Genomic DNA, 14,386 nt, shown 5'->3' with positions numbered 1-14,386 from the left:
TTTTCTCCTGGATTCCCCCTCACCACACTCTGCAAACCGGGACTGAAGACTCACATCTTCCTCTCCATCCCGCCCCCCAGCCTGCGGCGGCGTTCTCATTTCTCAGCCGCAATATACTTCTTCTCCCTCTCCAAAGGCGTCGAAAGAGAAATCGCATTGCGGTACATCACATTGGCCGACCCGTTCACCGTAATCTGGACCTTATTGACCGTCTGCAGTTCCGTCAGCGAATTGACCAGCGCGTAGACCGGAATATAATCTGCCGCCTCCACCTCGCCGTTTATAAAAGTACTGTCGAGATTTACATAGCAGGTATTATCCGTCAAAGACACGTTCAGAATTCTGGTGTCCTTGGGCAGCACGGGCGAATTTCCCGCCTGTGAACCGGCTATCAGCTGTTCTACCACGAGTCTCTCCAGGGAGGTGTTGACATTGTGGACGACTTCCCTTGACTCTTCCACCAGCATATCTTTCTTTTCGTTGGCAAAATAGAGCTTCAGCTCCACTCTCTCGAAGGAGTTCACGTCGGAGATGCTCTCCGCGAAGTCGGAGGCTGAAAATGCCCCCACCGGGTTGCCCTGGTGATCGAGAAGCGGCTGTCCGTCGCAGTTGATGCTGATATAATCGATTCCGTCCACCTGGGTAAAGGTCTTTGCCATCGCCGCCCGGCACAGGATCTCCCTTGTCGCCTTCATCGCCGTATAATCTTTATTAAAATTCAGGTAGAGGACATTGTCCTCTTTTCTCATATCCAGAAGTATTACCTTTTCCCCCAGCGCAGCCTGGTAATCGGGGTTATCCGGAGCCTCTAAAAGCTGTCCCGCCAGTTCTCCGATCAATGTCTCCTGATCGGTTGTTTCCGTTTTATACTCCACGCTGGCAAGCTTTGTCCTGGAGGGATTCAGATAATAAATCCTGTAACTGCCTTTTTCCGGCTCGGCAATCTTTTCCTCCCGCCCGCATCCTGAAATTCCAAGACACAGCAGAAGAGCCGCCATAAGGCAAAATAATCGTTTCAAATATACTTCCATCCTTTCACATCTAAGGGGTCCGGCGCAAAATACTGCCCGTGGACAGTAGCCAGAATACAGCCGCCGCGGAATATTACGGAATGTAATTAAGAGGAATACGGACCGTAAATGTGGTTCCCTCCCCTTCTTTACTCTGGAGCTTAATCGCCCCCTGGTGCAGAATTACAATATTTTTTGTAATCGCCAGGCCCAGGCCGGTTCCGCCCGTCTCCCTTGAACGCGCCTTATCCACCCTGTAGAAACGCTCAAACACGTGCTCCTGGAACTCCTGAGGAATCCCGATTCCGTTGTCAATTACCTTTACATAAAAGAATTTATGATCCGCATCCAGAACCACATGGACCCAGCCGTCCTCACGGTTGTACTTGACCGCATTCTCCACCAGGTTGCTTAAGGCCAGCGACAGTTTTACCTCGTCGATATCGGCCGTAACCTCTCTCTGGCTCTCAAATACCAGCTCAATATTGCGCCTCTTGGCAATCGGCCTCAGGCGCTTTAAAATCTGTTCCATCAGCGCGTTGATGGAAATGGATGCAATATTCATATCCGGTGAGGATTTATCCATCTTAACAAGCGAAAGAAGATCGTCGATAATCTTGCCCTCGCGGTCGATCTCATCCGAGATATCCGCCATGAATTCCTTATACAGTTCTACCGGAGCGTCTTCCATCCCCATCAGCGAATCCGCCAGCACCCGGATTGAGGTGATAGGCGTCTTAAGTTCATGGGAAACATTGGATACAAACTCCTGCCTGGACTGATCCACGGCCTTTAACTTTTTCAGTGTCTGGCTGACCGCGTCGGATATGCCCTTTGTCTCTTTGTAATCTTCCACCTGGATATCCTGGTCGAGATTCCCCTCCGAGACGAGGTTCAGTCTCTCCTGAAGCTTTCTGAACGGTTTCATAAGGAACGATGCCGCCAGAAAATCCACCGCAATCACAAAGCACAGAAGCACAAACTGCAGAAATCCCGCCTTATGCATAACCTGGCTTTCCAGAAGGGCCATACTCTCCGTGGAGGCCGTCATCAGCAGAACTCCCTCCACCTTCTTGGCATCCGCCTTGGAATAGACCGGAAGGGTCAGATAGAAATAATCCTTCTTTTTGTTGCGCCGGTTTATGGTTTCTCCCTCAAATGAGCGCAGAACTTCCTCCACTACACTTGTCTTTCCCTTGGTCAGATCAAACGTGTCTTTGATTATCTTAAAGCTGCTGTCAATGACGATGATACGCCCGTTAAACAAATCCGCCGTCACATTCATCTCGGCATCCAGGCCGGGATTGTTGGACGGATTGTTGATATAATCCAGGGTCACCATCTTGTTGGCAAGCATCAGGCATTTGCTTTGCGCCTCTATCATGCTCTCCTCAATCTGGCTCTGACGGAAAAATCCGGCCAGAAACCTGGCCTGAATGAGAAGCGGCATCAGAGTCACCAGCAGGAAACAGAAAAGCAGCGGCACCTTCATGCTTACGGAACGCTTTAATTTCCTTCTCAGTCTCTTCATCTCTCTCATTTAGCTCTCGATTTTCTTCACTGCCGCGATTGCCAGCCCTCCCGGGCCGATATGGCACGCAACGCTCAGTGACAGGGGATCCATATAAATGTCTGTATCCGGGAAAATCTCCTGCAGCTCCTCTTTCAGCTGTAAAGCAGCTTCCTCACTGTTGCTGTGGGCGATTTCAAGGTGGGTATTCTTTCCCTCCCTGTCGTTCCATCTTGTCTCCAAATCGTGCTGGATGGCGGAAATCATCATCGCTTTGGCCTGCTTCATCGTCCTGGCCTTGGCAAAGGCGTCCAGCTTCTCTCCCTGTATTGTAAGGACCGGTTTCAGTCTGAGAAGTGTTCCGAGAGCAGCGGCGGCCGGCGTGATCCTGCCGCCCTTTTTAAGGTATTTCAGGGTATCCACCGTTATATAGATCGTGGAATTATGGCTGGTCCGCTCAAGCTCCTCCCTGATTTCCAGGGCGCTCATTCCCCTCTCAGCCATCGTGAGGGCATCCAGGGCCGACTGTCTCTGGGTTACGGATATCTGGTGGTTATTTACCACCTGGACGCGGCCGTCATAATCCTCGGCCAGCATCAGAGCCGTCTGACAGGAACCCGACAGGCCGCTGGACATCGGAATATGGACAATCTCATCATATTCTTCAAGGAGCCCGTCCCACAGCTCCACAATTGAATCCGGCGACGGCTGGGAAGTGGAAATGTCCAAATCCTCGGCCATCTTCTCATAAAATTCGCGCTGTGTCAGGCTGATATCCTCCATATATTCTTTTCCATCAATCATAAAAGGCATGGGAAGAACCTTAATTCCAAGTTCCTTGCCCTGCGCCTGCGTAATACCGCTGTTGCTGTCTGTCACAACTGCAATTTTCATTTTGTTTCCTCCAATCGTTCTGCCCCGTCGTCTTCAAAGCCATTGGCAGATGTATATAAATGATAGTAGATTCCCTGTTTTTCCATCAGCTCGTCGTGACTTCCCTCTTCCTGTATGCCGTTGCCGGACAATACAAGAATCCGGTCCGCGCCGCGGATGGTGCTGAGCCTGTGGGCAATCGTAAGTGTTGTCCTTCCCACAGCCAGCTTATCGAGAGACTGTGACACCATCTTTTCACTCTCATTGTCGAGAGCCGATGTCGCCTCATCCAGAATCAGAATCGGCGGATTTTTTAAAAATACCCTGGCAATGCTGATGCGCTGTTTCTGTCCTCCCGACAGCTTCACGCCGCGCTCTCCCACATAGGTATCGTAGCCTCCTGACATCCCGTCGATAAATTCATCGGCTCCGGCCATCTTAGCCGCCTCGATGACTTCCTCTCTGGACGCTCCCGGCCTTCCGTATACAATGTTATCATAGATCGTACCGGAGAACAGGTACACATCCTGCTGCACCATACCCACCTGGCTTCTCAGGCTCTCCAGCGTAATTCCCCGCAGATCTTTCCCGTCAACACAGATCCTTCCCTCGGTCGGGTCATAAAACCTCGGTATCAGGTTGCAGAGCGTCGTCTTACCGCCGCCGGAAGGTCCCACCAGGGCAATCTTCTCCCCCGGACGGATGGTCAGATTGATTCCGGATAACACCAGTGTGTGATCATCCGGATATTCAAACGAAACATTTTCAAATGTAATCTCTCCGCGGGAATCTTTAAGCTCCACCGCATCATCCTCATTAAAGATATCAATGTCGGCATCCATAATTTCACAGAATCTTTCAATTCCTGTCATTCCGCGCTGGAACTGCTCGGCAAATTCAATAATTCTGCGGATCGTGGATAAAAGCGTCGTCACATACATCGTATAGGCCACCAAATCTCCGGGGCTTATAATCCCCCTCACCAGAAATGTTCCTCCGGCAATGATGACAACCACATACATCACACCGTCAAACATTCTGACCGTGTCCTGGAATGCCGCCATGTAAAAATAAGTCTGCTTTTTGATATCGAGGAATTTGAGGTTATCCTGCTGGAACTTTTCAATTTCCAGTTTTTCATTGCCAAAGGCCCTGACCACTCTGTTTCCCAGAAGGCTGTCCTCGATTCGGGCGTTCAGTTCCCCGACATGGTTGCGCTGCATCTTAAAGGCTGCGCGCACCTTCAGGTTAAAGTAAGTACAGGATACCGCCATGACAGGAATAAAGATAAAGATCACTACGGTCAGCAGCAGATTAATCCTGGCCAGTATGAAAAATGAGATTATGATTTTCAGGAATGCAATAAAAAATTCTTCGGGACAGTGATGGGCAAATTCCGTCACGTCAAACAAATCACTTGTAATACGGGACATAATCTGTCCCACCTTCGTGTTGCTGTAAAAACTGTCCGACAGCTTCTGCAGGTGGCAGAATGCGTCCTTCCTCATATCCGTCTCAATCCTGGCTCCCATTATGTGGCCCGTGTAGGCCATGTAAAAGCTGGCCAGCCCATCCACGATTCTGAGCCCAAAGTACATAAGACCGATGGTGACAATCGTCTTTACCGTGAGGTTTGCCAGATTATACATACCCTCGTTGGTAATATACCGCAAAATAAGCGGGAGCACGATCTCACACAGCGTCGTCAGCGCAGCACAGAATAAATCAAACAGCAGCACCTTCCAATATCTCAGATAATACGGTGCAAAGCGTTTCATCAGTTCACTCGTCTTCATTCGGTTCATCAGTATCTCTTCCCTTCTTTTGAACGCTCTTTTTATTCTATCTTATTTTGATGGTAAATGGAAGTGGATAAAGAAATTTCTTTCCTGGATAGGGATTGAGAGTTACTGTTCGCAGCACAGATGATTTCAGCCGGGGTGTGAACAGTAACGATTGAAAAAAGGGTACCGCGCAAATACTTCAGTGAAGTGATTGCACGGTACCCCTTGGGTATTTGTTACTGATAAATCTGGTTGATTTTCCAGTAGCCGTTGAATTTGTACATGTTGAGTCCGGAGCTGTTGCCCATCTGGACGCCGGAGTTGCCGATTTCCTGGAGCTTTCTGATATCGGTCTGGTCTATCGCTGTAGACAGTTTTTTCGTGAAGACTTTATCCTCTCCCAGTTTCATGAGCTGCTGGGGCGTGCTGTATTCTACGGAGCTGCCGTCGGCATAGGTGATGATGACCGGATAGTTGCACATTTTAGAAAGTGTCTCCAGGTCACGGTAGGAGAATGTTTTCTGAATCAGCTCCGCCATCTGGGCCGCATCTTTGACGTTGACGGAATCGGATACCGTGCCTTTAGCGCTGTCTAAAATAAAATTGTTGATTTTCCATTTCCCGTTAATTTTGCAGAGCGCCAGTCCGTAATCCTCTCCCATCTGTACGGCCCCGTTGCCGGTGCTGCTCAGTTTGGCAATATTTGTGGATTCGATTGAATCAAGAAGCTTCTGCGTAAAAACCGCCGAGTTTCCCAGGGCCATAAAACCGGCTTTATCTGGAATTTCCTCCAATTCGCCGTCCGCATAGGAAATGACCACCGGATACGCGCAAAGGTCCGCCACCTTTCCAAGATCCTGTTTTTTAAATGCGTTCTGCACTTTTTCCGCAATATCCTGCATCTTAGCCGTATCTTTCCCGGTAGAGGCCGCAGCATGGTTCCGCCGCGCCGCATAAGCAGGCATAGCGGGAACCGCATTCACCATAGCCAGAGCACACATTGCAACAGCAGCATATTTTTTTACCTTGTTTAATTTCATCATTTTTTCTCCTTTTTGATTTTTATCGTTTTAATTGTCTTTTCAAACATTAGACTGCCAAAGAAGGAAAAAAGTTGCCGTCAAATTAAAAAAAACAGGCGTCCTCATTTCTCAACTCCCTCTGGACGTATCCCCTTTTCTATCTTATAATAAACCTATATAAAATACCAAGGAGAACTGATTATGCCATATTGCCCGAAATGCGACATGGAATTTGTCGATGGAATCACTACATGCAGTGACTGCGGCGGTGAGCTAGTGGAATCACAGGAAGCTTATGAAGCCGCAAAACGCGCAAAGGAGAAGCAGCAGAAAATAGAAGCTGCCACGGACCGTTACCATGACATGGAGGGATTTGACGCCTCCCAGATTATGGATAACCTGATTGACTTTGACAACCTGGAAAACCTGGAGAATTTTGAGACGCTTTTAAGCCGCGACAGTGAACCGGAGGACGCCGCAGAAGGTTCCGGCTCGGCCGGAACGCAGGAAAGCCGGACCAGAGCCGCCTCGGCCGGAGTCTATGTCAGCGGCCGCCAGCGCTGCGAGGATCTCCGTTCTTCCAGCTCCGCTTTTCTGATGGTGGGAGGCGCTGCGGTCGTGTTTGCCGTTGTCTGCTGGGCCGGAATTATCAATCTTCCAATGGCCGGGGGATCCAAAATTTTCTTTCAGTCGGTCATCACGCTCATCGGTCTTTCCTGCCTCGTCGTCTCATTCAAGACCCGGAGTTCACTGGCCACAGCCTTAAAACAGGCCGAAGCGGAAGAAAAACGCACGGAGGAACTGATTGCATGGTTTACCTCCACCTGGACCGGAACACAACTGGATGAGGAACTGAAAAAAGAAGAACCCGGACTGACCGGGGAAGAACTGGAGCTGAAGCGGTTTGATTTAATTCAGGATCGTCTGGTCACAGGACAGGATCTTCCGAACCAGGCCTACGTCGACGCCCTCAGCGAAGAAATCTATCACAAGCTCTACGAGTAATTCAACGTCCGGAAACCTGACTCCTGATTTACACACCGGCACACCAATGGATAACAATACGCCGATGCCTTTTCAATAATGCAAAAACACCCCGGTTTACCGGTTCTCCCTTCAGGAGTTTCCGGTCGGCCGGGGTGTTTCTTATTGAGTGGCAATGAAAAGTTCGCGAAGCGTGCTTTTCGTTATTTCTACTTCACAAGAAGTGATTTTCCCGTCATTTCTTTCGGCTGTTCCATTCCCATCAGTTCGATTAAGGTTGGAGCAATATCGGCCAGGCATCCGCCTTCCCTCAGTTTATAGGAAGGATCTGCGTTTACAAGGATGAAAGGAACCTGGTTCGTCGTATGGGCGGTCCAGGGTTCGCCTGTCTCATAATCCACAAGCTGCTCTGCATTGCCGTGGTCGGCGCAGATGAAGAGCACGCCGTCTGTCTCTTTGATGGCGTCCACGGTTCTTCCCACGCAGGCATCCACCGTCTCAATTGCCTTGATGGCAGCCGGTTCAACTCCCGTATGGCCCACCATATCAGGGTTTGCAAAATTGATGATGATCACATCGTATTTGCCGGACTTAATTGCCTCCACCAGTTTATCGCATACCTGCGGTGCACTCATCTCCGGTTTCAGATCGTAGGTTGGAACCTCCTTCGGCGACGGAACCAGAATACGGTCCTCGCCCTTGTTCGGCTCCTCGATTCCTCCGTTGAAGAAGAATGTCACATGGGCATATTTCTCCGTCTCGGCAATTCTTGCCTGCGTCTTTCCATGCGCCGCCAGAAATTCACCGAATGTATTGGTAATCTCCTCTTTTCTGAAAGCAACCAGTTTATTGCCGATTGTCTCGTCATAATCCGTAAAGCATACAAATACCAGGTCCAGACGTTTCTTTCTCTCAAAACCGGCAAACTCATCATCACAGAATGCTCTTGTAATCTCCCTTGCGCGGTCGGGACGGAAGTTATAGAAAATAACGGAATCCCCATCCTGAATCAGGGCTGCAGGTTTACCGTTCTCCTCTACATTGAAGGGAACCACAAACTCATCATTGACTTCCTTATCATAGGACGCCTGGATGCCGCCGGTCGCACTGTCCGCCTTCTCTCCTTCGCCGTCCACCAGCACCTTGTATGCCCGCTCCACACGGTCCCAGTTTTTGTCACGGTCCATTACATAGTAACGTCCCATTACGGAAGCGACGCGGCCGACGCCAATCTCTTTCATCTTCTCTTCCAGCTCCGCAACAAAACCCCTGCCCGATGCAGGCGGTGTGTCACGGCCGTCCAGGAAGCAGTGTACAAATACTTTTTCGAGTCCGTTTTTCTTTGCCAGTTTAAGAAGTCCGTAAATGTGGGTATTGTGGCTGTGGACGCCTCCGTCGGAAACAAGTCCAAACAGATGAAGAGCCGAATTATTTTTTTTGCAGTTCTCCACTGCCTTCAAAAATTCCGGAATGGTGAAGAAATCTCCGTCTTCGATAGATTTTGTGATTCTTGTAAGTTCCTGATATACGATACGGCCGGCTCCCATATTCAGGTGGCCTACCTCAGAGTTGCCCATCTGCCCGTCGGGAAGACCGACGGCAAGACCGCTGGCATTGCCTCTCACGTAAGGACACTGGCTCATCAACTGATCCATAACCGGTGTCTTCGCCTCACAAACCGCATTGTGCTCACAATTGCTGTTCAGGCCGTAACCATCAAGTATCATTAATACAGTTGGTTTTTTGCTCATAATCTATCTCCTTTATCTTCTTCTCCTGTTTCACCCGGAGCGCATTCTTAAACCGGGTCTGATGCCCGAAAAAAAGCCACTGAAATGCCGGATATCACGGGTAAAACAAAAGGCATTTATATTATTCTTGCCAATTTCTTATTTTACATGATTTCACAGTAACTTTCAATGGCTGTATGATAAATTTTTGACGAATTTTCCCAGGTTTTCCTGTTTATTCCGCCCGAATGACGGGCTCATGGATCGTAAAACCGTTCTTTCCCTTCTCCTTCGTCTGATAAAGAGCTCTGTCGGCATTCCTGTAAAGTTCTACGAACTGCCGGCCTCCCGAAGGATAAACCGCCACACCGATACTGGCGGAAATATTCCATTCCATATCCTGATAATCGATCATCGTATCAAGGGAATGGGTAAGCTCTTCGGCCTTTTTCCGTACCGAGTCCATATCGGGCGCCGCTGCAAAGGCTGCAAACTCATCGCCTCCTATCCGTCCCAGAATATCCCTGTCTTCAAAATGGCTCCTGATAATTCCGGTAAATTCCCTGATACAGTAATCCCCGAACACGTGGCCCAGTTGATCGTTGACTTTCTTAAAGTTATCGATGTCAAAGATGAAGAAAGCATACATCCCCGGCCTGTGTTCAGCCAGGACTGCCTCTATCAGGCGTTCCGTTTCCGTCTTGGTATAGAACTGGGTCATCTCATCCATCACGGCCTGCATTTCCTTTTCCTTCTCCTCCTCAATATTCTTCCTGTAGGTGAACATATGAACCGAGTTATCCTCCGCGGAATAGAAAATATAGGCGTCTATCCTCATCCAGAAATAGTCTGAGCCGTCCTGTGTAATCTGGAAATCATAGCGCAGATGATTATTGCCGTTCTCATATTCTTTTATCACATTGGAGGGTTCAAAGGTACTGACATAGCCTTCCCGGAATTCTTCCTTAATCTGTTTCTCAGCGATAACATGCAGTCCTTCACTGTATGGCAGATCCCCGGCGCCAAGGCTCTCGAAATACTCTTCCGTCCTCTTTCCCACGGTGCAGTTTTTCGTGATGTTCAGCTCATAGATATTATCGTAGAGCTGCTCCGTAGCCCTCTTAAAGCTGCCCTGTCTCTCTTCCATCAGCTCGGTAATCTGTTTGTTAAAATTGCGGATTACGGCTGTAATGACAAGCAGAACCGTCACAATAATGAACAAAAGCAATATCGCGGTCATGTAAAGCTGAGTCCTGATGTCACTGAGTATCTGTCCCGTATCCTGTTCCACGGTCAGATACCAGGAAAGTTCCGGTATAAAACGGGCGACCACATAGCTTTTCTCCGTCCCTTTCGTCCCCTGGGATGCCCAAATCTCCAGATTCGTATCCGATGACTTCCAGTCCAGCACCTGGCCCCTGATGGTTTGGCAGCCGTTGATTTTAAACCAGTCCGTCTGCTCGTATCCGTTATATGACGTCGATACCTCGATGATTCCATCCTGGTTCAGCAGGCTGGCCGTCACATCGAATTTATCTTCATAGCTCTGAAGCAGTTCTTTCAGGTATTCAATGTGGATTCCGACGCCGACAATCCCCAGTGTGGAACCATCGTCCGCCTTCACCTTGCAGTTCACAAACACGGTAATCACATTGTCGGCCCCGTCTGCTTCATCATTATCCACGTTCAGGGAATATTCCTCATCACTTTGAAGCAGTTTGTAGTACCAGGTATTCTCCGGACTGTCCTCAGTCAGTATACGGTCAACTCCATTGAAATTGTAATAGCGCGACGTGGCGGCAGAAACAAGAAATACAGAATCGAAACCGTATTTTTCCCGGTATGTGTCAAGATATGTTTTTGTTGTCTTGATATACTCCTCATCCTCCAGGCAGGAAGCTTCCTCCAAAAGATGGTTCTTAAGCAGGCTGTCATGAGCCATCGTCAGCGAGATGTTGACCGGCTTTGTAAATTTCGTCGACAACTGATAGTAAATTCCTTCTGCCGTCAGGGACGACACCTGCTCAATACTGTCGAGTGAGGCCTGATAATTGGCCCGGTAGCTGAGCATTGCCGTAAGGGCAAAGCCGATTACCAGAATCAGGCTGACCAATACATTCGTCTTAAAAAGCCTGTTATTTTTCATACCGGCCCCACCCTCCTTTGTAAAAAAGAATCACGTTTTCTTCCGTCTTGTCCTTTTGCATCCCGCGGCAGACACGGCAGCCGCCGCGCCTGCTTTCGGTGTTCCCGGAACTCCGGCCCGTTATCGGCCTCACTTAAGGAAACAGTTCCGCAGCGTTTCAAGCTCCGTCTCCGTCACGCCATACTGACCCAGGTATTCGGGAAGTGATATCTCTCTGTAGAACTCCAGAAGACGCTCCATGCTCTGTGCATCCGATCTCATAAAAGGCTCCATCCTGCCTCTTGTCTCCTCATCCAGCATACCCAGCAGTTTGTCCATGCCTTTTTTGTTATATGTATATGTCACTTCATAATCTGCAATAATGTCTTCCTCCGCGATACCGCAGAGATAATAAATGCAGGATGCCAGAATTCCGGTTCTGTCTTTCCCTGCCGTACAGTGGAAAAGAACGGCTCCCCGCTCCAGGCCGGCAATCAGCTTCTTTACCGCCTCGGCCAGAAGAACGCCGTGGTTCTTAACAATATTCAGGTATCCTTCCGTCAGGCTCCCGGCAAATGCTTTCTCCGCAGACTCCGATATATCCTTTGTATCAATCTGTTCTGTCTGTATCGGGCAGTGAAACCACTCCACTCCCTCCGGCGCCGCATCCGCGGCTGTCTCAATCTCCGACTGGCTGCGCAGGTCCAGGACCGTCGCAACTCCGTATTCAGTCAGCCTTTTCCACTCCTCCTCCGTCAGGTTGTGAAGGGCTCCTGCCCTCAGGAGTTTCCCAAAGGCAGTCATCCTGCCGTCGGCCGTCTCAAATCCTCCCATGTCTCTTATATTAAGTCCGTGCTCCAGCCGAAACCTTCTGACCGGTCTGTCCATATTTTCCGTCCCCTTTCAGTCGTTGTAAAACTTGCTTTATCAGTATAATAATTTATTATATCACAGCGAAACAGGTGTTTCAACGTCTCTGCCGTTCCGGTTATGATTGGAAAAATGCAATTTCGGTAATTTTTTTCAAAAAAGTCAACCCGGCCGAAACCCATGTTCCGGGTACGGCGGCATATTCCGTCTTCGTGCGGGTGCGTATCCTGCCGGAGGGCTTTTAATATCACAGGAACACTTTCCTATGATATTAAAAAGGAGCCGCCTGACTCTCTGTCATTCGGCTCCTGCATTGTTAAAACACCTTATTACTAAAAAGATTTATTTGTAATTGACGATTTTCCCAAATTCTTCTTTCAGGGAAGCGCCGCCTACCAGACCGCCGTCGATATCCGGCTGAGCAAACAGTTCCGCAGCGTTGCCGCCGTTTACAGAACCGCCGTACTGGATACGGATTGCCTCTGCCGTTGCCTCATCGTAGATCTCGCCGATGCATACGCGGATTGCCGCACATACTTCTTCCGCCTGCTCCGTTGTGGCCGTCTTGCCTGTTCCGATAGCCCAGATTGGCTCATAAGCGATCACGGCAGTTTTGGCCTGCTCTGCGGTTACGTCTAAGAAAGCAATCTTGATCTGCTGGCGGATCCAGTCGATCGTGATGCCCTGCTCTCTCTGTGTCAGAGTTTCGCCGCAGCATACGATTGGTGTAAGGCCGTGTTCAAATGCCTTAAGGACTTTTTTATTTACGGTCTCATTTGTCTCCGCAAAGTACTCTCTTCTCTCGGAATGACCGATAATCACGTATTTCACGCCCGCGTCCGTGAGCATGTTCGGTGCGATTTCTCCGGTGTAAGCGCCTTTTTCTTCAAAGTACATGTTCTCGGCGCCCACTGCGATATTGCTTCCCTTGCAGGCTTCTGCGACAGGGATGATATCGATAGCCGGAACACAGAAAACAACGTCAGTCTCTTCTGAAGCTACCAGTGGTTTTAATGTATTTACAAGGGCAACCGCCTCCGTTGGGGTCATGTTCATCTTCCAGTTGCCTGCAACAATCTTTCTTCTTGCCATCTTTTTATCCTCCTACACTCCGTTTCGTCTTATCGATCGTTGGCTGCCGCCACACCGGGAAGCTCTTTGCCTTCCAGGAATTCCAGGGAAGCTCCGCCGCCCGTGGAAATATGGCTCATCTTATCGCCAAAACCAAGCTGGTTCACTGCGGCCGCAGAATCGCCTCCGCCGATGATGGTAGTTGCCTCCGTCTCAGCCAGCGCTTCAGCCACGGCGATTGTTCCCTTTGCAAGAACAGGGTTTTCAAATACGCCCATCGGTCCGTTCCATACGACCGTTTTTGCGGATTTTACGGCCTCTGCATAAAGTTTTGCCGTCTCGGTTCCGATATCGAGTCCCATCGTATCTGCCGGGATCGCGTCTACCGCTACATAGCGGACCTCGATCGGCGCATCGATTGGGTTCGGGAAGGATTCAGCTACGGCGGCATCTACGGGAAGGAGCAGTTTCTTGCCGAGTTTCTCAGCCTTCTCCACCATCTCTCTGCAGTAATCTAATTTCGTATCATCTACAAGAGATTTTCCAATCTCAAGTCCCTGTGCCTTTAAGAAGGTAAATGCCATGCCTCCGCCGATAATCAGGGTATCGCATTTTTCAAGCAGGTTTGAAATAACATTCAGTTTGTCTGCTACCTTAGCTCCGCCCAGGATTGCAACAAAAGGACGTACCGGACTGTCAACGGCATTGCCGAGGAAATCGATCTCTTTCTGCATTAAGTAACCGACAGCGGCCTCTGAAACATACTGGGTTACGCCTACGTTGGAACAGTGCGCCCTGTGGGCCGTGCCGAATGCGTCGTCCACATAAACCTCGCACAGAGATGCCAGTTCTTTGCTGAACGCCTCTCCGTTCTTAGTCTCTTCCACTCTGTAACGCGTATTCTCCAGTAAGACCACGTCTCCGTCCTTCATGGCGGCTACGGCTGCCTTTGCATTTGGCCCCACTACCTCGGGATCCGCTGCAAACTTTACTTCCTGTCCGAGTAATTCGGAAAGACGTACGGCTACCGGCGCTAAGGAAAGTTCCGGTTTCGGTTCGCCCTTCGGTTTGCCGAGGTGAGAACAGAGAATTACTTTTCCGCCGTCTCCGATTAATTTCTTAATAGTCGGAAGAGCTGCCACCAGACGGTTCTCGTCGGTGATTTTACCTTCCTTTAACGGTACGTTGAAGTCACAACGCACCAGAACTTTTTTGCCTTTAACATTGATATCATCAACTGATTTCTTATTCAGCATGCAAAATGCTCCTTTCTTGACTGTCCTGTTTAAGAAAGAGTCCGGTACACCGGACTCTCGCGCCGAGCGCGGCCGCATAGCGGCATATTACATCTTCGCGCGAGTGCGCATCCCGCCCGGAGGGCTGTTTAATATCATAGGAGCACTTTCC

The 14,386-nt window shown here is 49.5% G+C and carries 11 protein-coding genes; 1 reads left to right on the top strand and 10 read right to left on the bottom strand.

Translation table 11 applies throughout. The features are described 5' to 3' along the window. Positions 1 to 95: 95 nt before the first annotated feature. From QZT18_RS13445 to QZT18_RS13425, 5 genes are all read right to left on the bottom strand, one after another. Positions 96 to 1,019 carry a GerMN domain-containing protein gene (locus QZT18_RS13445; protein WP_294148515.1) on the bottom strand — a complete coding sequence of 308 codons (924 nt, stop codon included), beginning with the start codon at positions 1,017 to 1,019 and terminating at the stop codon, positions 96 to 98. Between the two features lie 85 nt (positions 1,020 to 1,104). Beyond that, a complete protein-coding gene (locus QZT18_RS13440) occupies positions 1,105 to 2,550 on the bottom strand; it encodes a cell wall metabolism sensor histidine kinase WalK (protein ID WP_294148514.1) in 1,446 nt (481 codons plus the stop codon). Next, a complete protein-coding gene (locus QZT18_RS13435; protein WP_294148513.1) occupies positions 2,551 to 3,414 on the bottom strand; it encodes a DegV family protein in 864 nt (287 codons plus the stop codon). Continuing rightward, positions 3,411 to 5,198, bottom strand: coding sequence for an ABC transporter ATP-binding protein (locus QZT18_RS13430; RefSeq protein WP_294148512.1), 1,788 nt, complete (start codon positions 5,196 to 5,198; stop codon positions 3,411 to 3,413). The genes QZT18_RS13435 and QZT18_RS13430 overlap by 4 nt, the downstream gene beginning before the upstream one ends. Positions 5,199 to 5,413: 215 nt before the next feature. Continuing rightward, a complete protein-coding gene (locus tag QZT18_RS13425) occupies positions 5,414 to 6,220 on the bottom strand; it encodes a hypothetical protein (RefSeq protein WP_294148510.1) in 807 nt (268 codons plus the stop codon). Between the two features lie 180 nt (positions 6,221 to 6,400). Here QZT18_RS13425 and QZT18_RS13420 point away from each other — a divergent pair, with 180 nt between their 5' ends. Next, positions 6,401 to 7,204, top strand: a complete 804-nt coding sequence (locus QZT18_RS13420) for a hypothetical protein (protein WP_294148508.1) — start codon at positions 6,401 to 6,403, stop codon at positions 7,202 to 7,204. 188 nt (positions 7,205 to 7,392) lie between these two features. Here QZT18_RS13420 and gpmI read toward each other — a convergent pair whose 3' ends face one another. The 5 genes from gpmI to QZT18_RS13395 all read right to left on the bottom strand — a co-directional run bounded on the left by gpmI (position 7,393) and on the right by QZT18_RS13395 (position 14,235). After that, a complete protein-coding gene (gene gpmI, locus QZT18_RS13415; RefSeq protein ID WP_294148507.1) occupies positions 7,393 to 8,934 on the bottom strand; it encodes a 2,3-bisphosphoglycerate-independent phosphoglycerate mutase in 1,542 nt (513 codons plus the stop codon). 214 nt (positions 8,935 to 9,148) lie between these two features. Then, complete coding sequence (locus tag QZT18_RS13410) at positions 9,149 to 11,059, bottom strand: sensor domain-containing diguanylate cyclase (RefSeq protein ID WP_294148506.1); 1,911 nt, start codon at positions 11,057 to 11,059, stop codon at positions 9,149 to 9,151. A 129-nt stretch (positions 11,060 to 11,188) separates the two neighbouring features. Continuing rightward, on the bottom strand, positions 11,189 to 11,926 hold the full coding sequence (locus QZT18_RS13405; RefSeq protein ID WP_294148505.1) for a tyrosine-protein phosphatase: 738 nt from the start codon (positions 11,924 to 11,926) through the stop codon (positions 11,189 to 11,191). 324 nt (positions 11,927 to 12,250) lie between these two features. Further along, entirely contained in the window at positions 12,251 to 13,000 is a 750-nt protein-coding gene (gene tpiA, locus QZT18_RS13400; protein ID WP_294148504.1) for a triose-phosphate isomerase, read from the bottom strand. Positions 13,001 to 13,029: 29 nt separating this feature from the next. Continuing rightward, positions 13,030 to 14,235 (bottom strand): phosphoglycerate kinase, encoded by a 1,206-nt coding sequence (locus QZT18_RS13395; protein WP_294148503.1) that lies wholly within the window; start codon positions 14,233 to 14,235, stop codon positions 13,030 to 13,032. Positions 14,236 to 14,386: the final 151 nt, after the last annotated feature.

Source organism: uncultured Clostridium sp. (assembly GCF_900547735.1).
In the GTDB taxonomy this organism is placed as follows: Bacteria; Bacillota; Clostridia; order Lachnospirales; family Lachnospiraceae; genus Otoolea.
The sequence above is the reverse complement of the archived record's forward strand: the minus strand, read 5'-3'. Positions and strand labels throughout refer to the sequence as shown.

Excerpts from the sequence above, each read along its gene's own strand:
- QZT18_RS13435 (WP_294148513.1), bottom strand. The coding sequence starts at position 3,414 with ATGAAAATTGCAGTTGTGACAGACAGCAACAGCGGTATTACGCAGGCG.
- QZT18_RS13420 (WP_294148508.1), top strand. The coding sequence starts at position 6,401 with ATGCCATATTGCCCGAAATGCGACATGGAATTTGTCGATGGAATCACT.
- QZT18_RS13395 (WP_294148503.1), bottom strand. The coding sequence starts at position 14,235 with ATGCTGAATAAGAAATCAGTTGATGATATCAATGTTAAAGGCAAAAAA.
- gpmI (WP_294148507.1), bottom strand. The coding sequence starts at position 8,934 with ATGAGCAAAAAACCAACTGTATTAATGATACTTGATGGTTACGGCCTG.
- tpiA (WP_294148504.1), bottom strand. The coding sequence starts at position 13,000 with ATGGCAAGAAGAAAGATTGTTGCAGGCAACTGGAAGATGAACATGACC.
- QZT18_RS13425 (WP_294148510.1), bottom strand. The coding sequence starts at position 6,220 with ATGATGAAATTAAACAAGGTAAAAAAATATGCTGCTGTTGCAATGTGT.
- QZT18_RS13440 (WP_294148514.1), bottom strand. The coding sequence starts at position 2,550 with ATGAGAGAGATGAAGAGACTGAGAAGGAAATTAAAGCGTTCCGTAAGC.
- QZT18_RS13405 (WP_294148505.1), bottom strand. The coding sequence starts at position 11,926 with ATGGACAGACCGGTCAGAAGGTTTCGGCTGGAGCACGGACTTAATATA.
- QZT18_RS13430 (WP_294148512.1), bottom strand. The coding sequence starts at position 5,198 with ATGAACCGAATGAAGACGAGTGAACTGATGAAACGCTTTGCACCGTAT.
- QZT18_RS13410 (WP_294148506.1), bottom strand. The coding sequence starts at position 11,059 with ATGAAAAATAACAGGCTTTTTAAGACGAATGTATTGGTCAGCCTGATT.